Raw genomic sequence first — 17384 nt, 5'->3', positions numbered from 1 at the left:
GTCTTGTCGTTACTCAGCCGGAACGCTTTGTGCGTCGCGATTGTCGCGGGCTGCTTCGATCAATGCGCGACGGGCCAGCGCATAGTTATCCTCTCCGCCACAGCGTTTGGCGCGGCGATCATCCAAAATCCGCTCTACATCATCCAGGCGCCCCGCACGCAAGCCGGAATCGATTGTAATCCGTTCGAAAACGTCCCGTTGCGCGTGACTGCCGCCTGCCAGCTGCATACCCGCGCGCGCGGTCGATAGGAAGTTGAACGCTTCGCCGTACAGCCCGTCACCAAAGGCTTCGAGCCCTTTTGCTGCGGCAACGCCCGGGTCTGACATGCGGATTGCCGTATCACCGTGATTGCGCTGCGCGTCCTTCTGGATTCGGTTCAGCATCTTTCCAGTGGCATCGCCACGGTTGTCACCGGTCAGGGCCAACAGATAATGCAAATCGGCAAAGATCAGGCAGCCGTCCTCGGTGCGCGCTGCACTCAGGTCTGCCAGCTCTTCCCACCGGTTACCGACATTCACGCCCTCAAGTTCCAGCCGCGACAGCAGCGAGGTGGCGTTCGAAATGTCCCGGTAGTCGTCAGTCTTGTCTTTGCGGATATGTTCATCATAGAGCGCCATCACCTGATCGACCTGACACAGATCCAGATGCATCAGCGCCTTATGCCACCAGACGTGATAGCGGAAGTTGTTGCAATGCGCCCAAGCCTCTTCGCGCCCGGCCAGCCAGTCGAGACCAAGCTGCGCGTTGCCCGTCATTTCATGCACATGCGCCACCGCGTGAAGGCCCCAGGCATCGTCCGAGACCATCCACAAAGCCTGACGGCCCGCGATCTCGGCCTTGTCATAGGCTCCGGTTTCTTCAAGTGCGAAGGAGTGACAGCCCAAAAGGTAGCCACGCCCGGCATGGCCGGGCTCATAGGCTGGCATCACCCGTTCAATCGAGCGGCGCATGCCCTCTGCGTCGCCCAACACGAAACGGGTCGCATGGCTGAGTTTCATGGCAAGCGTGTCTTCGGGATGCGCGCGAAGAATCTCTTCAAATTTCTGCACTGCCTGCGATGGTAAATCGGCCAGATAGAGTGTCAAAGCGTCAACATAAAGCTGTTCGCGTGCCGAAACGGGCTGCCTCTCAATTGCGGCCTTGGCGGACGTCAGCGCTTCGGCTGCGACCGGATACATCTCGCGCCGGCCCAGCAGGATCATGAAAAGGCCCTTTACCGCATGGCCGAGCGCGAAATCTGGCTCAAGCTCCAGCACCTTGCCCAGGTGCTGAGGGGTGACGGCGGCATGTGCCATGAACCCAAGCAGAACACCATCCCAGGCTTCGACGGCCGCCGGCTGGGTCAGGGTGTTCAGTTGTCCAAAAACGTCGTGTTTCATGCTTGGGTCCAATCTGGTTGCGGTATTTACACTGTTCGATGTAGCAGAGTGTGCATTGCCCACGTACCAGTATCGACCGTGCTCTCGAATTGGTGAAATGCCGTGTGCGCAAAACCCGAATTAAACCGCCGATTCAACGGCATGTTTCAGCAACTTGCCGCCGAATTGGGCAAGTGTTTCAGTCTTCGAAGGGGTTTTCGGCGTTCAGAACAGACGATGTGTCCGCGCCGCAGACCGGAGGGGCGCTGCGATATGTTACAGGTGTGCGTGACAATTTGAGCGGATTCCCGATCAGGTCGACTGTTCCGGGCTGCGCTTGCATGGCGATCTGCATCTGCCTGGCAGCAACCTGATCCGTTGAAAAAACCTGATCCAAGGTCTGTACCGGGCCCACCGGAACCTTGACCGCCTCAAGCCCCGCGATGACCGCCTGCGTCGTCAGGCTTTGAACCGCAGGGCGCAGGACCGCATTCAATGCATCCCGATGTTCAAGTCTGGACGGGTTGGTTGCAAATCTGGGATCTTCGGCCAGTTCGGGTTGGTCGAGAAAGCCACAGAGCTTGCGAAACTGACTGTCATTGCCCACTGCCAGGATCACGTGCCCATCGGCTGTTTCATAGACGTCATAGGGAACGATGTTGGGGTGCCCATTGCCACGGCGCTGCGGAACGTTGCCGGATGTCAGATAGTTCACGCCTTCATTGATCAACCACGACACCTGTGTATCTACCAAAGCCAGATCGATTTGCTGTCCTTCGCCGGTTTGGTCGCGATGCCGCAGCGCGGCCAGAATTCCAACCGTCGCATACATCCCGCACATGACATCAGCGATGCCCACGCCCACTTTCATCGGCGCACCGTCGGGATCCCCGGTCAGCGACATGATCCCGCCATAGCCTTGGGCCATCAGATCATAGCCAGGTTTGCTGGCGTTCGGTCCGGTCTGTCCATAGCCCGAGATTGAACAATAGACGAGGCCGGGAAACTCAGCTGACAAATTGGCATAGTCCAGCCCGAACTTGGCCAGCCCTCCGGGTTTGAAATTTTCGATCAGAATATCTGCATGAGACGCCAGCCGCCGGATCTCGGCCTGACCTTCGGGCGATGAGATATCCAGCGCCACGGATTTCTTGTTGCGATTGGCCGACATGAAATAGGCGCTGAGATCCGAGGCGTTGCCCTCTGCATCTTTCACATAGGGCGGGCCCCATTGCCGTGTGTCGTCGCCACCCGTGGCCGGGTTTTCGATCTTGATCACAGTGGCGCCCAAGTCACCCAGCAATTGCGTGCAGGTCGGACCGGCCAGAATGCGGCTCAGGTCCAGAACTTTCACGCCTTTCAGCGGTCCTTCAGATGCGGCCATCATATGCTCCACGGTCAATTTCAGCCGCTATAACGGTGAACTTGTCCGCTTGCACGGCTTCATTCAAAGCTGCGCGCAATTCCGCACGGTTGCGCACCGTGTGACCGTTTCCACCAAAGGCGCGTCCCATCGCTGCAAAATCGTGGCGGTCGAAATCGACGCCGCGATTGCCCATCTGACGCTGACGTTGTTTCAGCTCGATCAGCGCAAGGCTCGCATCCACAAAAACCAGAAAGATCGGGTTATACCCCGGGTTTCGTGCCATTTCGGCGGCTGTCGACAGCTCTCCTGCTACCATCAGGAACCCCGCATCCCCGGAAAAGCTGATAACCGGACGGTCTGGCGCGGCCAATTTCAGCCCCATCGCCATCGGCACCGCACATCCCATCGTGCATAGAGCCGAGGATTGGATCAGCCCGCGTTCTTCATGGCAGTTCCACATCTGGCTTAACAGGATGCGGTGGGCGCCACTGTCTGCGGTGGCCAGCGTTTCAACGGGCAGGGTGGCGCGCGTCTCGGCGATTACTGCCGCAGGCCCCCAGTCTTCATCTGTCGGAAACGCCTGCGCCAGCGCGGCCTTGACCTGTTCAGGCTCACCAGCAGGCCACGTTTTCCGCGCGGGGTTGCCCTTGGCGATGGCTTCCAAAGTCTCACCCGTGTCGGCCACAAGGTTCAAACCGGCCTGATGCATATAGTGATCGTTGACCACCGCAGAAATATCGATGACGCGCTTTTCCGCCGGATCCCAGATCTCACGCCAACCGGGGCGCATTTCGATCGGGTCATAGCCCAGACTCAAGACCAGATCGGATTGTTCGACCAGTGGCACCAGATGCTTGTCGGCCAGTGGCGATAGGCCAGCTCCGCCAAGACACAGGGGATGATCTTCTGGCACCACACCCTTGGCCTTGTATGTGGTCAAAAAGGGAATGCCGAAATGTTCCACAAAAGCCTGAACCACGCTGCGCGAGTCATCATAGAGCACATCCAGACCGATGATCGCGATAGGCCTCTCGGCCTCGGCCATCCAGCGGCGCGCCTTTTCCAGACACTCGCCACCGGGGCTGACCGGCGCCACCTTGGCCAACCGGCGGCGTTTGACGCCGGTGACGGGTGTATCTGCGACCGAGATGGGTACATCGATATGCACGGGGCCCGGGCGCGGCTGATTGGCCAGCGAGACGGCTTTGTCGGCAATGATATCTGCGCCCTTGGCGGTCAGTGTAAAGCTGCCTTTGGTGATCGAATGATAGACCTGACCGTGATCCATGACCTGATGGGTATAGGTCAGCGCCTCATCCGCATCGACACAGCCGGTCAAAACGATCATCGGCACCCGATCTTGCAGCGCATTGGCCACAACGTTGATCCCGTTCATGGCACCGGGCCCCAGGGTGGCGACCAGAATGGCAGGCGCGCCGTCGCGGTGATGTACCGCTTCGGCCATGAACCCGGCCGAGTTCTCGTGTTTGGTCAGATGAAAGGTGATCCCCGCCTTTTCCAACGCGTCCACAAGGGTCAAAACCTCACCGCCAGGCATCCCAAAGGCATGGCGGCAGCCCGCCTCATAAAGTCGTTGGGCCAAAAGATCCGCAGCGCGGGGCGAGGGGTCTTGCATCAAACATACTCCGAAATCACTTCTGACCTGCAAATTGCGGAGGTCTGGCGCGGAAGCAAGTCGGTTCACGCCAGTGTGACTATTTGACTGCGTCTTCGGCGATGTTTTGAAACGTTTTGTCCAATTCGCGCGCGATTTCTTGCAATGGTGCGCCGCCTTCAAAGACGTAAGGCGCAAAGACAAAGCTTGGAGTTTTGTAGGACAAGTTGGCCGAGCCATCCGGGTTTTCCGTCACATAAAACCGGATCGGTGCTTCGATCATGGCGCTGGTTGAGGTTTCCAGAACGCGCACCGCATAGTCGTTGTTAAAGACGCCAATCACCCGGTTGCCGGGGATCGTAATGCCACGTGCCGCCGCCGCTTTGGTCGGCCCGGCCTGCGTCACCACGATCAGCCCGTTTTCCTTCACCGCCGCTTTGGTTGCATCGACCAATTCGTCATAGCTCTTGTCTGTCGGGTAAACCGCCCAACCGTCTGGCGTGTCCTGCGCCATGGCGGGCAGAGTCCAAAGAAAGAGCAATGGGATAAGGCGTTTCATGGCATGTCTCCGGTCTCTCAACGCAGCCTATGTGCCAGAAATGCAGGTTTCATGCACACACAAAGCCGTGTGGTCCGTTTAGCCGTCGCGCTGTTTCAGCAGATAGATATCCATGATCCAGCCATGATCTGCGCGCGCTTTCGCGCGGGTCGTCAGGATCTCTTCGGCAACCCGGTCCAGAGGGCCCTTGATCAGCAACTCTTCTTTCATGCCAACATAGGCGCCCCACCAGATCTCGTATCGCTCCATATCAAGGTTTCGAAAAGAACACTCCCCGTCCAGCATGACGGCAACTTTCGAGGCCGATTTGGGCCAGCCTTCGTCGCGAAGCCGGCGCCCGGTGGTCACCACATAAGGCGCGCCCAGATCGTTGATTGGAATTGCATGGGCTGCTGTCAAAGCCTGCAACGCAGTGATGCCGGGAATAACCTTGATCTTCGGGTTGTGCTTCAGACGCGCGGCAATCCGCAGTGAACTGTCATAGAGCGACGGATCGCCCCAGATCAGCAGGGCGATACGCTCAGCACCGGGATGCGCGTCCATCGCCTCTTGCCAGCGCAGAGCGATCGCATCATGCCATTCATCAACGCCGCGCAGGTATCCGTCATCGCTCCGGCGTTTCGGGATATCGAAATAGACTAGATTGGGCGCTGTGTCAGTCACCTGAGCGATGATGTCTTCGCGCAGCCCGGCCAGATCCGCTTTGTCCACACCCTTGCGCGGAATCAGGATCACCTCGGCTGCGCGGATCGCCTGAACGCCCTGCAGCGTGACGTGATCGGGATTGCCGGTTCCTATACCGATCAGGCTCAGCTCAATCATCGTCAAACGCAGCCAAAGGCCCATAGAGGATCAATGCCGGTGCTTTGCCAACCTCGGATTTCAACTGCTCGGCCAGTTCCCCAATCGTTGCCCGCTGCAAGGTCTGATCGGGGGTCGAGACCGACTCTGCCAAAAGCGCGGGTGTGTCCAGTGGCAGGCCGTTGCGATGCAGCGCTTCGACCAGCATGGGGAATGTGCGTTTGCCCATGAACACAACGGTTGTCGCCAAAGGGTCGGCCAGCGCGGCCAGGTTCAGGTCATCGGGCAATGCGCCGCTCACGTCATGGCCCGTTACAAATTGCACGCGCCGCGCGGTCAGGCGGCGGGTCAGGGGAATGCCGGCTGTGGCAGCCGCAGCCACGGCGGACGGGACACCTGGGATGATCTCATAGTCGATCCCGGCGGCCCGCAGCGCCACCAACTCTTCCTCCAACCGGCCAAACATGCCGCCATCGCCCGATTTCAGGCGAACAACTTGCTGCCCGGCCTTGGCGTAGTCCACCAGCAACCGGCTCACATGGTCCTGCTTGGGCGAGGGGCGCCCGGCGCGCTTGCCCACACCCACCAGATCGGCATCGGCACGCGCATGGCTCAGGATCGGTCCGCTGCTCAGATCATCGAACAGAACCGCATCCGCCTTTTGCAGCCGGTCCACCGCTTTCAATGTCAACAGCTCTGGGTCTCCGGGGCCCGATCCGACGAAGGAAACAAACCCGCTCATGAAAGGGCCTCGGCGATCAGGTGAAAGAACGTGCCGGTGACAGGGCCACGCACCGACCCGGTTTGTGGCCCTTCCGCACCCTCGGCGTCAAAAACCCGGGCCAGAGGCGCATCGGGTTGCTCGACGATTGAGGAATAGTGAAACTCATGCCCGCGCAGCGCCGAGCCGACGGCGAGGCCGGGCATCGTGGCCAGCAATTCAGCACGCCGGTACCCCAGGTTGAACTTGCGTTTCTGGTACGACGTCACCAATCCCAACAGGCCCGTCATCTGATGCTGCACGCCCTCCTTGTCGATCAGCGCCTGACCCAGAGCCATATAGCCTCCGCATTCCCCATGCACGGGTTTGGTTTCTGCGTGTTTGCGCAGCCCGTTTTGAAAGTTTTGCGCGGCGGCCAAAGTGCCTGCGTGCAGTTCCGGGTAGCCACCCGGCAACCAGACCAGATCAGCGTCATCTGCGGGCGCTTCGTCCGCCAGCGGCGAGAAGGGCATAATCTCGGCCCCTGCCGCGCGCCATCCTTCCAGCAAATGTGGATATGTAAACGAAAACGCAGCATCCCGAGCCAAAGCGATGCGCTGTGCCGGAGGCGGCGGCAGCGCGGCTGACGATGGCCCAACAGGGCCTGAGGAAGCCGCCCGTTTGATCGCCTCCAGGTCCACATGCTCACGCAGGAACGCCGCATAGCCCACAATTGCGCTTTCCAGATCAGGGTGCTCAACCGCTTGAATCAGACCCAGATGCCGTTCGGGCAGCGTCAAATCTCCGCGCCGTGGCAGGACGCCCAGCACCGGCAGGCCCGCGCGCTCCATGCCCAGTCGCGTCAGCCGTTCATGGCGCGGGCTGGCGCAGCGGTTCAGGATCACGCCGGCAAACGGCAGATCGGGGTTGTACATCTTAAACCCCAAACCCGTTGCAGCCGCCGATTGCGCTTGACCGCCCACATCCAGCACCAGCACCACCGGCCAGCCCATGCGCAGCGCCGTCTCAGCGCTTGAACCGTGCCCCAGCTCACCGGGTTTGGCCACACCGTCAAACAATCCCATCGAGCCTTCGGCGACCACAATATCCGCGCCCTCAGACTGGGCCGAGATTGCACTCAGTAGCCCGTCACTCATAGCCCAGCTGTCCAGATTGAACGAGGCCCGCCCCGCCGCCGCGCGGTGAAAGGCCGGATCGATGTAATCCGGTCCGCTTTTGAAGGGCTGCACGGTCAGCCCATCCTCGGCCAACGCGCGCAGCAGGCCCAGCATCACGGTGGTTTTGCCGGTGCCCGAGGACGGGGCCGAGATCAAAAGGCCAGGGGGGTTCGTTATTGGCTCACTCATTCTCGGGGCTCCAGCTCGACCACGGGCTGTCCGCACTTTGCGGGCGATATCTTCGGTCATAATCCTTTGAATACAAGCAGCTTTCGTCGAACCCTTCCCCCGCCAAAGCCGGGCCCACCAGAATCAGTGCCGTGCGCGAGATGCCGTCATCCAAAGCATCTTTCAAAGTGGCCAGCGTCGCCCGGATAATCCGCTCATCGGGCCAACTGGCGCGGTAAACCACGGCCACCGGACAATCCTCGCCATAGGTCGGGCTCAGATCGGCCATCACCGCGTCCAGATTTCCGATTGACAGGTGAATGGCCAGAGTTGCCCCGGTGCGGGCAAAATTCGCAAGCGTTTCGCCCTCGGGCATGGATGACGCGCGCCCCGGTGTGCGCGTTAGCACCACCGATTGTGCCAGCCCCGGCAGTGTCAGTTCCGTACCCAGCGCCGCAGCCGCGGCGGCAAATGACGGCACACCGGGGGTCACGCTCACCGGGATGCCCATGTCCTTGAGGCGCCGGATCTGTTCTCCCATCGCCGACCAGACCGACAGATCGCCCGAATGCAGGCGCGCCACGTCCTGATCGGCCTGATGCGCGGTGTCGATCTCGGCCATGATCTGATCCAGATCCATCGGCGCAGTGTTTACGATCCGGGCACCGTCCGGGCAGTGGCTGAGGATTTCTTCCGGCACCAGCGACCCGGCATAAAGGCAGACCGGACAAGACGCGATGATATCGCGCCCGCGCAAGGTCAGCAGGTCGGCGGCACCCGGTCCGGCACCGATGAAATGAACGGTCATGTCTGTCCTCCGATGGCAATGGCGCAAGTGGCCAGCCGGTCGTCTGAAATTTGTCTGGGGCCAAGCAGCCGCGCGCCCGCTCCTGCAGCGGCAAGTGCGGATGCCTCTGCCACGCTGCCGGTTCCGTATGCGGCCCGACTATGGTTCGAGCTTGTAAGCGTCCACTGCTGCGCCAGATCATGCTTTTCGATCAGGTGCAGCGGCAATGCAAGGCTGTCTGCAAAAGCGGCAAGCGCCGGATGGCCGTTCTTGTCCGTGACCGTCGCAAGCGCCGTCACGCCATGCCCATCCGTCGCCGCGCCATAGGCCGCGCGCAGGCTGTCGATTGTAGCACCCGATGAAAACCCAAGGCCAGCCACGATCATAGCGTGACGCTCCATTGCACGACCGGATAGGCCGATTTCCAGCTTCGACGTGGTCCCAGTGGGGCGGAGTGCGCAAGCTCGATGCGCAACAGCTCTCCGCCTATATCCGCCTGCCACTGCGCCAGCAGCGCTTCGCTTTCCAACGTCACGGCATTGGCCACCAGTCGCGTGCCTTTCGGCAAGGTATCGCGTAACCAGCCCAGCAACTCGGCGCTAAGGCCGCCACCGATAAAGACCACATCCGGCAAGGGTAAACCCGACAAGGCTTCGGGCGCAGTGCCATGCACTACGCTCAGCCGATCCTGCCCTAACATGTCGGCGTTGCGACGGATTCGCTCGGCGCGATCTTCTCGCGGCTCGATAGTGGTGGCGGTCAAAGACGGATCACACATCAGCCATTCAATGCTGATCGAACCGGTACCACCACCGATATCCCATAGATGCTCACCGCGCTGCGGGGCCAGAGCCGACAGAGTCAAAGCCCGGATGGGACGTTTGGTGATCTGGCCGTCGTTTTCGAAGATCTCATCCGGTCTGCCGGTGGCTTTGGGCAAGGCGCGGCCTTGTCCGGCAACCTCAAGACCGACGCAGACCGGGTGGTCGAAGGTGCCCAGCAACGCTTCGGTCAGCGAAACGGAATGCGCCCGTTCACGCGGGCCGCCCAAGGCTTCCATCACGTGCAACTGTGTGTCGGCAAATCCTGTTTCGGTCAGATACCGCGCCAGTTCAGCGACCGCCGCGCCATTGCGGAGCAAGATGATGGCGCGCAGCCCCGGGGACAGGTGCGGGCGCAACCGTGTCAGAGGCGCCGCGTGCAGGCCGAAGGTTTGCGTGGCTTCCAGAGGCCACCCCAAACGCGCTGCGGCCAGCGAAAAGGTTGATTGGCCGGGCAGGGCGGTCCACTCTCCGGCCTCAAAACTGCGCGCGATAACCGATCCTGCGCCAAACCAGAACGGATCGCCCGAGGCCAGAACCACGGTGGGCTGTCCGCGATATTGTTGCAACAAGGGCAACCCTTCGGCGAAGGGCACGGGCCAGGTGACCCGCTCGGCGCTGCTTTCGGGCAGCAATGACAGATGACGTGGCGGGCCCATGATGATCTCGGCCCGGTCCAGCACTTGACGGCTTGCGGGCGACAGGCCATCAATCCCGTCTTCGCCCAACCCCAAAACGGTCAGCCACGGAGCGTCAGTCATGTCTACCCCCCTGATCCCAAATCTGTTGATCCTGGGTGGTACGACCGAGGCCAACGCTTTGGCCAAAACCTTGTCCGAACAGGGTGTTGCAGCGACTTATTCCTATGCCGGACGCGTGGATACGCCCCGCCCGCAGCCGCTGCCGACCCGCGTCGGAGGGTTTGGCGGCGTCGAAGGGTTGATCCATTATCTGCGCGAGAACACTATCACTCATGTGGTGGATGCCACCCATCCCTTTGCCGCCCAGATGAGCCGGAACGCCATCGAGGCTTGCACTGCAACCCAAATCCCCTTGGCAGCGCTGACCCGCCCGCCATGGGTCGCCGGGCCCGGTGATACGTGGCAGCATGTTGCGGATGTCCCGGCTGCTGTGGCCGCCTTGGCAGGCGCGCCGCGCCGGGTGTTTCTGGCCACGGGTCGCTTGCATCTTGAGGTTTTTGCCGCGCAGCCCCAGCACCATTATCTGCTGCGGCTGGTCGATGAGCCTGACGGCGTGCCATTGCCTCAGGCCGACGTGGTTGTGGCGCGCGGTCCCTTTACCGAAGAAAGTGATCGCGCGCTGATGCAGCACCATGGGACGCAGCTTGTTGTTTCGAAAAACGCCGGGGGCACGGGGGCGCGGGCCAAGCTGGATGCTGCGCGGTCCTTGGGCCTGCCTGTACTGATGATCGACCGCCAAAGCCTGCCGCAGCGGGTCGAGCTGTCGCATGTCTCGCAGGTTCTGGACTGGCTGGCTCATTCCTGACCCTTATCAGGGGTAAAGCGCGGAGTGTAGACAATCGGGGATCCAGCACGCTCAATCAAGCGTGTTCGGGACGAGCCGACAATCACCACCGTCTGCATATCCGCCATGTCCGCCGTGGCTTCGGCCAGGGTTGACACCCGGATCGCTTCGTCCGCGCGCGATACCGCGCGGGCAAACAGGATCAACCGGTCCGGCTCGCAGGTTTCGCGCAGGATTTTCAGTGTTTTCTCAAAGCCTTCTGGGCGAGACTTCGAGCGGGGATTGTAGAAGGCCATCGCGAAATCAGCCTCGATCGCAAGGCGCAGGCGTTTTTCGATCAGTGCCCAGGGTTTGAGGTTGTCGCTGAGGTTGATGGCGCAGAAATCATGCCCCAAAGGCGCGCCCGCACGTGCCGCAGCCGCCAGCATCGCAGTAATTCCCGGCAGCACGTCGATCTGTAGGCCGCGCCAGGCTTTCGGGCCATTCTCAACCGCTTCGAACACAGCTGCCGCCATCGCGAAGACACCGGGATCACCGGAGGAGACGACGACAACCCGTTTGCCCTTTGCTGCCATCTGCAACGCGCGCTGCGAGCGGTCGATCTCAACCCTGTTGTCGCTGGCGTGCAGGGTCAGCCCCGGGCGTTCAGCTATGCGGGCGACATAAGGGACATATCCGACAATGTCCGTCGCCTCAGCCAGCGCGGCAGTTACCTCGGGCGTAACAAGTGCTTCACTGCCCGGCCCGAGACCTGCGATCTTGACCCATCCGCTCATGGGCGTCGACCCTGACCATGGACCAGAATGATCGAGAAATAGGGTGTGAAATCCGGGCAATTCTCGGACAGTTTGCAAACCCTCTGGTTTGGCATTTGCGCGTATTCGACGATCCAGGCGCGCTCATACATTCCCGCGGTTTTCAGCGCGCGGACCACCTTGTCGATATTGCGCCCGATCTTCATCACCACCAACGCGTCGGTCTGCGACATCTGCTGGGCCAGAACCTCTTCGGGCAGGGTGGCGGCCAGCACGGTTAGAATATCATCCCCCCAGGTGATTGGATCCCCTGTGGCCGTCCAGGCGCCGGACATGCCGGTGATGGCAGGAACCACTTCGACCTGAACAGTTTCTCGTAAGCGATTGTAAAGATGCATGAAAGATCCATAGAAGAACGGATCCCCTTCACACAGAACCACCACATCCTCGCCGCGTTCGGCCAAGGCCTTGAGGTGCTGCGCGCAATCTTCATAGAACTCGGACAGCAACGCATTGTATCTCGGATCACTCAGAGGGATTTCCGTGGTGACCGGGTATTCCATCGGAAATTCAACCGCGTCAGTCGAGATCACGCCTTCGACGATCTTGCGGGCCTGACCGCTGCGCCCGGGTTTGCGGAAGAAAGCCACATGGCGCGCGGTGCGCAACAATCGGTCTGCTCGAACGCTCATCAGGTCGGGATCGCCCGGGCCAAGTCCCACACCGTATATGGTGCCGCTGCTCATTCCGCGCGGCTCGCCATGGCGTTGATGGCCGCCACTGTGATCGCGCTGCCGCCCAAGCGCCCTTTGACGATGCACGAGGGTACGGGTTGAGCGGCCCAGAGCGCATCTTTGGATTCGACCGCGCCCACGAACCCCACGGGGCAGCCGATAATGGCCGCCGGGCGTGGGCAGTCCGGGTCTTCCAATATGTTCAACAGATGAAACAGCGCGGTGGGCGCGTTGCCTATGGCCACCAACGCGCCCTCCAGATGCGGTCGCCACAGTTCCAGCGCCGCGGCAGAGCGGGTGTTTTGCATCTCAGCGGCCAATGGGCGCACCCGCTCGTCATGCAGCGTACAGATCACCGCGTTGTCGGCGGGCAGGCGAAAGCGGGTCACGCCTTCGCTGACCATGCGCGCGTCACACAATATAGGCGCGCCGTTTTCCAAGGCTGTGCGGGCGGTCGGCACAAAACCGGGCGAGAAATGCACGAACTCCTCTAGCCCGACCATTCCGGCGGCGTGGATCATACGGACAGCAACCTGCTCTTCATCCGCGTCAAACCGCGCCAGATCGGCCTCGGACCGGATGGTGGCAAAGCTCTGTTTATAGATCGCCGCGCCGTCGGTTTCGTATTCATAGGGCATCAAGTGAAGTCCATGGTCATCAGAGTTTTTTCGGTCAGGCCGCGTTGAAGGGGCTCATCCCCTGCGCGGCCCTGTTTGACAAGATCAAAACGCCCGTTCTGTCCCACCAAAGTGATATCGGCGGGGGCTTTGCGGGCGCAGCCCTTGGCGCAGCCCGATACATGCAGGCTGCCGGGAACGCGCGTTGCCAGCGCGCGGGCGATCTCGCGTGTCGACACTTGCGCTTGCGGGCAGAGCGGTGCACCGGGGCAGGCGTCGGTGCTCAGGATCGGATCAGTGCCATCTGTGACAAAGCCCGGAGCGGGTATCGCCGCCCCGCCTTCCAACAGAAACAACCGCCAAGGTGTGACCCGTAGGGCAGAGGCGCTGCTCGCCTCCATCAATTCCTTAAACGCACGGGCGGGCAATTGACCAAAGGCGGCTCCATAGAGCGGTCCCAGAGCGCTTTCGCCCGGTTGTAGTGGCCTCCCAATGGGCGCGGGGTGCACGCCTTGCCAGATATCTGGCAGGTCATGGCGTGCGACGACCTGCGCCATGCGGCGCACTTCATCGCTACTGTGTTCTGAGAACCACCGCGCCAGCGCGACCAGATGATCAATGGCATTACTCTCATCAACCGGCTTCCCGGTTTCGGCACCGTCCGCGCGGAGGATCAAACCGTCGGTGCCGGTTTCCAGTCGGATATCTGCCGAATCCGATGCCAGCAAGCGCTGCGGGCCTGCGTCGATAGCAAAACCGAACTTGGCGGGCAGGGCAGGCAACTCGCCCAACCGGTCAATCAACTCTTGCGCCAGCCGCGCCGTGCGGTCATGCGCTTTATAAAGCGGTGTCACCAGCATGTTGCGGCGCATCTCGATGCCGGGTTCTGCGTCCAGCAAGCCAAGCTCAGCCAATTCAACCAATAGCGACCGGTGATCCTTCTCCTGAACTCCGCGCAGTTGCAGGTTTGCACGGTTGGTCAGGTCAATGGTGCCATAGCCAAACCGCTCGGCCAAAGCACACAGCCCCAAAACTTGCTGCGCCTCCAGCCGTGCCAACCGAGGTCGCACTCGGACGACCAAACCATCGCCAGACATCATCGGGCGATGCGCGCCGGGGCACCAGCCCTGGACAATCGGCGCGCTCACCCCAGACCCTCCAGATTAGCCCGGATCGCATTGCGGCGGGTGTTCCAAAGACCGGCGTCCAGAAGGGCGCGAAACCGATCCTGCATGGCCTGATGCGCCCCTGGGTTTGCGTCTTGCAGAAAGGCATCCACCTCGGCATTGCCCAACGTGGCATCGTGGTAGAGATCGAAGAGATGCGGCGCTACCGTTCCAGACAGATGCGCGAACGAGGCCATGTGATCCAAAGTCGCTGCAATCTCGGCCGCACCACGGAACCCGTGCCGCTGCATTCCGGCGATCCATCCGGGATTTGCGGCGCGCACGTGGACGACGCGGCTGATCTCTTCAGGCAAGGTCCGCGCGCGCGGGGTCTCGGGCCTTGTGTTGTCCAGATGGTAAAGCTGCGCCGTTCCACCGGTCAGCGTTTTAGCCGCTGCAAACCCGGCCTCGTGCGTCGCATAGTCGTTGGCCAGCAAGAGATCGGTCTCGGTCAGGTCTTGCAGGTGCACAAAGCTGTCGGCCTGCGCCACGCGCTGTGCGATCCCGTCTTTGTCTTGCGCGATATGATCGCCTTCCAACGCGAATGAACTGGCCTCCAGCCATGCTTCCCCGGCCTGAACGCGGGCCTCGTCCGTGTAGGTTTCAGACAATTGGGTCATGTTGACACCATAGCTGCCAGGGGCCGGGCCATAGACCCGGGCCGAGGGCGCATGACCGGCATAGGGGTTCCAATCCGGTGCTTCATCGCGGGCAGCCAGCGCTTTGATGGCTTGCCCGAACAGAGCCGACAGCGTCGGGAACACGTCGCGAAACAGGCCCGAGACGCGCAAGGTCACGTCCAGACGCGGGCGGTCAAGGTCGGAAATTGGCAGAACCTCAATTCCCGAAACCCGTTCCGAGCCCGCATCCCAGACAGGTTTGACCCCAAGCAGGTGCAGCGCCATGGCGAATTCTTCGCCCGCCGTGCGCATCGTGGCCGAGCCCCACAGATCGACGATCAGCCCTCTGGGATAATCCCCTTCCTCTTGCAGATGCCGCCGGACCAGTTCTTCAGCCAGTTTGACGCCTTGTGCATAGGCCGCGCGTGTGGGCACCGAGCGCGGATCGGTGGTGTAAAGGTTGCGCCCGGTGGGCAAAACATCGGTACGTCCTCGATAGGGCGAGCCCGAGGGACCAGCCTCGATCCGTCGCCCGGCCAGCGCGTCGATCAGCGCGTCGCGTTCGGCATAGGCGGATGGGGCCGGATCGAAACTTCCGGTAACCTCTGGGACACGACCATAGATATGCAGCCCGTCGCCGAACTGGCTTTCCTTGATGTCGCAGACAAAGCGGTCGATGCGGGTGATTGCCTCAGCGGTGCTGGTTGCCCGATCCAGCCCCAGGTCCTGTTCCACCCCGATGGCCTGTGCCTCATCCCGGATATCCGCTTGCAGCCGGTCACGGCGCCTGGGGTCTAGCCCATCCGCATTCGAGAATTCATCCAGCAGCGATTCCAACCGCACCATGCGATCCGGTGTGCCGCTGTCTTTCAGCGCGGGCGGGATATGGCCCAGGGTGACGGCCCCGATCCGGCGTTTGGCTTGTGCGGCCTCGCCCGGGTCATTGACGATGAACGGGTAGATGACCGGCATGTCGCCGACAAGCGCTTCGGGCCAGCATTCGGTGCACAGGGCAACAGACTTGCCGGGCAGCCATTCCAGCGTGCCGTGGGCCCCTATATGGATCAGCGCATCCGCGCCCAAGCCATTGCGCAGCCACAGATAAAAGGCGACATAGCCATGTCGCGGTGTGCGCGAGAGGTCATGATATTCGTCATCGCGCAGCGCGGGCGTGCCCCGTTCGGGTTGGAGCGCGACAAGCGCCTTGCCCCGGCGCAGCGCAGTGAACTGGAACGCGCCATTGGCAAAGGCCGGATCGTCCTCGGGCGCGCCCCAAACGGTTTGCAGATCTGCGCGCAGTTGTTCCGGCAAAGCGGCGAGAGCGGTCGCATAATCTGCAAGAGGCCAGGATATGCGTGCGTCCAGCAAGCAGTCTGCAATGGAGGCAGCCGGGGCTGTATCGTAGCCTGCCGTTTGCAGGTCGCTCAGCATCGCCTCGGCCGAGGCCAGCGCGTCCAGACCGACCGCATGGGCCATCTGCCAGTCTTTGCCCGGATAGGTCGAAAGCACCAGTGCCGGGACCTGATCGGATTTTGGCTTGTCTTGCAGGTTCAGCCAACCGCACAGACGATCAATCACAGCCTCGATCCGCTCAAGATCAGGTCGGTGCGCAAAGCGTGAGTATTCCAACTGCGGCTCACGCTTGCCGGGTTCTTTGAACGACACGAGCCCTGCATTGATCCGGCCATCGACCTCGGGCAACACAACATGCATCGCCAGATCTGCCGGTGACAACCCGCGTTCCGCCTCGGCCCAGGCTTTGCGGCGCGACGTGGCGAGGGCCACTTGAAACACCGGCACATTGGCCGCGTCCAGAGGCGACGTGCCCGATGCGCCTTTGCCCGAGAATGAGGTGGCGTTGATGATCGCCGACGGGCCAAGGGCCAAGATCGTCTCGCGCAGCCAATCCGCCGCGTTTGGTGCCTTGAGCGACGGGGCGAAAAGCCCGACTGCCTCAATCCCGCGTGCGCGCAGGGCGCGGATCAACGCCGCAATTGGGGCAGTGTCGGCAGAGGTCAGGTAAGCACGATAAAACGTAACCAGCACGCGCCGCGCATCACCGGTAAATGCCGTGTCCGCCGAGATCACGCCCCGATCCGGGCACCAGACACCGCAGTCGGGGATGGTTTTGGCCCCCATCACCGGACCCGCATAAAGCCCAGCGGCAAGTGCCATCTGCGCCAGCGCTGCCTGTGCCGCAACTTCGCCGCCTGTGTCACACAGATGCGCCAAACGGCGCAGGGTCGAGACGGGCAGAGTGGAATAGTCATCCAGCCGCGTATCCTCGCGCCCATCCGCCGGTAAGACCGCCAGTGCAATGCCTTTCGCCTGTGCCAGCGCCAGTACTTGCTGTAGCCCGTAAGACCAATAGGGAACCCCGCCGATCAGGCGGATCAGGATGCCCTTGGCACCTTCCAGCGTCTGTTCCACATAGGTGTCGACCGATAGCGGATGTTTCAGAGCCGTCAGATTGGCCAGCCTCAGGGTTGGCATTTCCCCGTCGGGCCCGCCGCCGCGATGCCAGCCAGCCGCGAAAGCGCCCAGATCACTGTCCGAAAAGGACAGCACCACCAGATCCGCCGGGCTCTGGCCCAGATCGGTCGGGGTCTCTGTCTCTTCGAGCCCGTGGCTTTCGCGAAAGACGACATGCATG

Annotated in this window: 16 protein-coding genes; 1 reads left to right on the top strand and 15 read right to left on the bottom strand. The window is 61.6% G+C overall.

Features of this window, described 5'->3' with window-relative positions; translation table 11 throughout:
• Positions 1-9 precede the first annotated feature (9 nt).
• From GOW40_RS02830 to cbiE, 10 genes are all read right to left on the bottom strand, one after another.
• A complete protein-coding gene (locus GOW40_RS02830) occupies positions 10-1380 on the bottom strand; it encodes a tetratricopeptide repeat protein (RefSeq protein WP_171128743.1) in 1371 nt (456 codons plus the stop codon).
• A gap of 178 nt (positions 1381-1558) precedes the next feature.
• Complete coding sequence (locus GOW40_RS02825) at positions 1559-2743, bottom strand: CaiB/BaiF CoA-transferase family protein (protein WP_171128745.1); 1185 nt, start codon at positions 2741-2743, stop codon at positions 1559-1561.
• On the bottom strand, positions 2730-4361 hold the full coding sequence (locus GOW40_RS02820; RefSeq protein WP_171128747.1) for a thiamine pyrophosphate-binding protein: 1632 nt from the start codon (positions 4359-4361) through the stop codon (positions 2730-2732). Before GOW40_RS02820 ends, GOW40_RS02825 begins: the two co-directional genes overlap by 14 nt.
• A 79-nt stretch (positions 4362-4440) precedes the next feature.
• Positions 4441-4899 (bottom strand): DUF302 domain-containing protein, encoded by a 459-nt coding sequence (locus GOW40_RS02815; RefSeq protein ID WP_171128749.1) that lies wholly within the window; start codon positions 4897-4899, stop codon positions 4441-4443.
• A 78-nt stretch (positions 4900-4977) separates the two neighbouring features.
• A complete protein-coding gene (cobF, locus tag GOW40_RS02810; RefSeq protein ID WP_171130446.1) occupies positions 4978-5721 on the bottom strand; it encodes a precorrin-6A synthase (deacetylating) in 744 nt (247 codons plus the stop codon).
• Positions 5714-6442: a uroporphyrinogen-III C-methyltransferase gene (gene cobA, locus GOW40_RS02805; RefSeq protein WP_171128751.1), complete on the bottom strand. Its 729-nt coding sequence runs from the start codon at positions 6440-6442 to the stop codon at positions 5714-5716. The genes cobF and cobA overlap by 8 nt, the downstream gene beginning before the upstream one ends.
• Positions 6439-7767 (bottom strand): cobyrinate a,c-diamide synthase, encoded by a 1329-nt coding sequence (locus tag GOW40_RS02800; RefSeq protein ID WP_171230856.1) that lies wholly within the window; start codon positions 7765-7767, stop codon positions 6439-6441. The genes cobA and GOW40_RS02800 overlap by 4 nt, the downstream gene beginning before the upstream one ends.
• Positions 7760-8554 carry a precorrin-4 C(11)-methyltransferase gene (cobM, locus tag GOW40_RS02795; RefSeq protein ID WP_171128755.1) on the bottom strand — a complete coding sequence of 265 codons (795 nt, stop codon included), beginning with the start codon at positions 8552-8554 and terminating at the stop codon, positions 7760-7762. Before cobM ends, GOW40_RS02800 begins: the two co-directional genes overlap by 8 nt.
• Complete coding sequence (locus GOW40_RS02790) at positions 8551-8919, bottom strand: cobalamin biosynthesis protein (protein ID WP_171128757.1); 369 nt, start codon at positions 8917-8919, stop codon at positions 8551-8553. Before GOW40_RS02790 ends, cobM begins: the two co-directional genes overlap by 4 nt.
• A complete protein-coding gene (gene cbiE / locus GOW40_RS02785) occupies positions 8916-10115 on the bottom strand; it encodes a precorrin-6y C5,15-methyltransferase (decarboxylating) subunit CbiE (RefSeq protein WP_171128759.1) in 1200 nt (399 codons plus the stop codon). The genes GOW40_RS02790 and cbiE overlap by 4 nt, the downstream gene beginning before the upstream one ends.
• Between cbiE and GOW40_RS02780 the strand changes: the two genes are divergently transcribed.
• On the top strand, positions 10114-10860 hold the full coding sequence (locus GOW40_RS02780; RefSeq protein ID WP_171128762.1) for a cobalt-precorrin-6A reductase: 747 nt from the start codon (positions 10114-10116) through the stop codon (positions 10858-10860). The genes cbiE and GOW40_RS02780 overlap by 2 nt on opposite strands.
• Here the strand turns inward: GOW40_RS02780 and cobJ are convergent.
• From cobJ to cobN, 5 genes are read right to left on the bottom strand one after another with little or no spacing between them, the layout of a single operon-like run.
• Positions 10851-11615 (bottom strand): precorrin-3B C(17)-methyltransferase, encoded by a 765-nt coding sequence (cobJ, locus tag GOW40_RS02775; RefSeq protein ID WP_171128764.1) that lies wholly within the window; start codon positions 11613-11615, stop codon positions 10851-10853. The two genes, GOW40_RS02780 and cobJ, sit on opposite strands and share 10 nt — an antisense overlap.
• Positions 11612-12340 (bottom strand): precorrin-2 C(20)-methyltransferase, encoded by a 729-nt coding sequence (locus GOW40_RS02770; RefSeq protein WP_171128767.1) that lies wholly within the window; start codon positions 12338-12340, stop codon positions 11612-11614. The genes cobJ and GOW40_RS02770 overlap by 4 nt, the downstream gene beginning before the upstream one ends.
• The gene (locus GOW40_RS02765; RefSeq protein ID WP_171230855.1) at positions 12337-12966 is read right to left on the bottom strand and encodes a precorrin-8X methylmutase; all 630 of its coding nucleotides are present in this window, start codon (positions 12964-12966) and stop codon (positions 12337-12339) included. Before GOW40_RS02765 ends, GOW40_RS02770 begins: the two co-directional genes overlap by 4 nt.
• Positions 12966-14093 carry a precorrin-3B synthase gene (cobG, locus tag GOW40_RS02760; RefSeq protein ID WP_171128771.1) on the bottom strand — a complete coding sequence of 376 codons (1128 nt, stop codon included), beginning with the start codon at positions 14091-14093 and terminating at the stop codon, positions 12966-12968. The genes GOW40_RS02765 and cobG overlap by 1 nt, the downstream gene beginning before the upstream one ends.
• Positions 14090-17383: a cobaltochelatase subunit CobN gene (gene cobN, locus GOW40_RS02755; protein ID WP_171128774.1), complete on the bottom strand. Its 3294-nt coding sequence runs from the start codon at positions 17381-17383 to the stop codon at positions 14090-14092. The genes cobG and cobN overlap by 4 nt, the downstream gene beginning before the upstream one ends.
• Between the last annotated feature and the right edge of the window lies 1 nt (position 17384).

The sequence above is a fragment of the Ruegeria sp. HKCCA6707 genome, assembly GCF_013033515.1.
GTDB lineage: Bacteria > Pseudomonadota > Alphaproteobacteria > Rhodobacterales > Rhodobacteraceae > Ruegeria.
The sequence above is the reverse complement of the archived record's forward strand: the minus strand, read 5'-3'. Positions and strand labels throughout refer to the sequence as shown.

Bases quoted from the DNA above. Each gene is read 5' to 3' on its own strand.
- GOW40_RS02765 (WP_171230855.1), bottom strand. From the start codon at position 12,966: ATGCCCTATGAATACGAAACCGACGGCGCGGCGATCTATAAACAGAGC.
- cobF (WP_171130446.1), bottom strand. From the start codon at position 5,721: ATGATTGAGCTGAGCCTGATCGGTATAGGAACCGGCAATCCCGATCAC.
- cobA (WP_171128751.1), bottom strand. From the start codon at position 6,442: ATGAGCGGGTTTGTTTCCTTCGTCGGATCGGGCCCCGGAGACCCAGAG.
- GOW40_RS02830 (WP_171128743.1), bottom strand. From the start codon at position 1,380: ATGAAACACGACGTTTTTGGACAACTGAACACCCTGACCCAGCCGGCG.
- GOW40_RS02770 (WP_171128767.1), bottom strand. From the start codon at position 12,340: ATGAGCAGCGGCACCATATACGGTGTGGGACTTGGCCCGGGCGATCCC.
- GOW40_RS02820 (WP_171128747.1), bottom strand. From the start codon at position 4,361: ATGCAAGACCCCTCGCCCCGCGCTGCGGATCTTTTGGCCCAACGACTT.
- GOW40_RS02800 (WP_171230856.1), bottom strand. From the start codon at position 7,767: ATGAGTGAGCCAATAACGAACCCCCCTGGCCTTTTGATCTCGGCCCCG.
- GOW40_RS02790 (WP_171128757.1), bottom strand. From the start codon at position 8,919: ATGATCGTGGCTGGCCTTGGGTTTTCATCGGGTGCTACAATCGACAGC.
- cobN (WP_171128774.1), bottom strand. From the start codon at position 17,383: ATGCATGTCGTCTTTCGCGAAAGCCACGGGCTCGAAGAGACAGAGACC.
- GOW40_RS02825 (WP_171128745.1), bottom strand. From the start codon at position 2,743: ATGGCCGCATCTGAAGGACCGCTGAAAGGCGTGAAAGTTCTGGACCTG.
- GOW40_RS02815 (WP_171128749.1), bottom strand. From the start codon at position 4,899: ATGAAACGCCTTATCCCATTGCTCTTTCTTTGGACTCTGCCCGCCATG.
- cbiE (WP_171128759.1), bottom strand. From the start codon at position 10,115: ATGACTGACGCTCCGTGGCTGACCGTTTTGGGGTTGGGCGAAGACGGG.
- cobM (WP_171128755.1), bottom strand. From the start codon at position 8,554: ATGACCGTTCATTTCATCGGTGCCGGACCGGGTGCCGCCGACCTGCTG.
- cobJ (WP_171128764.1), bottom strand. From the start codon at position 11,615: ATGAGCGGATGGGTCAAGATCGCAGGTCTCGGGCCGGGCAGTGAAGCA.
- GOW40_RS02780 (WP_171128762.1), top strand. From the start codon at position 10,114: ATGTCTACCCCCCTGATCCCAAATCTGTTGATCCTGGGTGGTACGACC.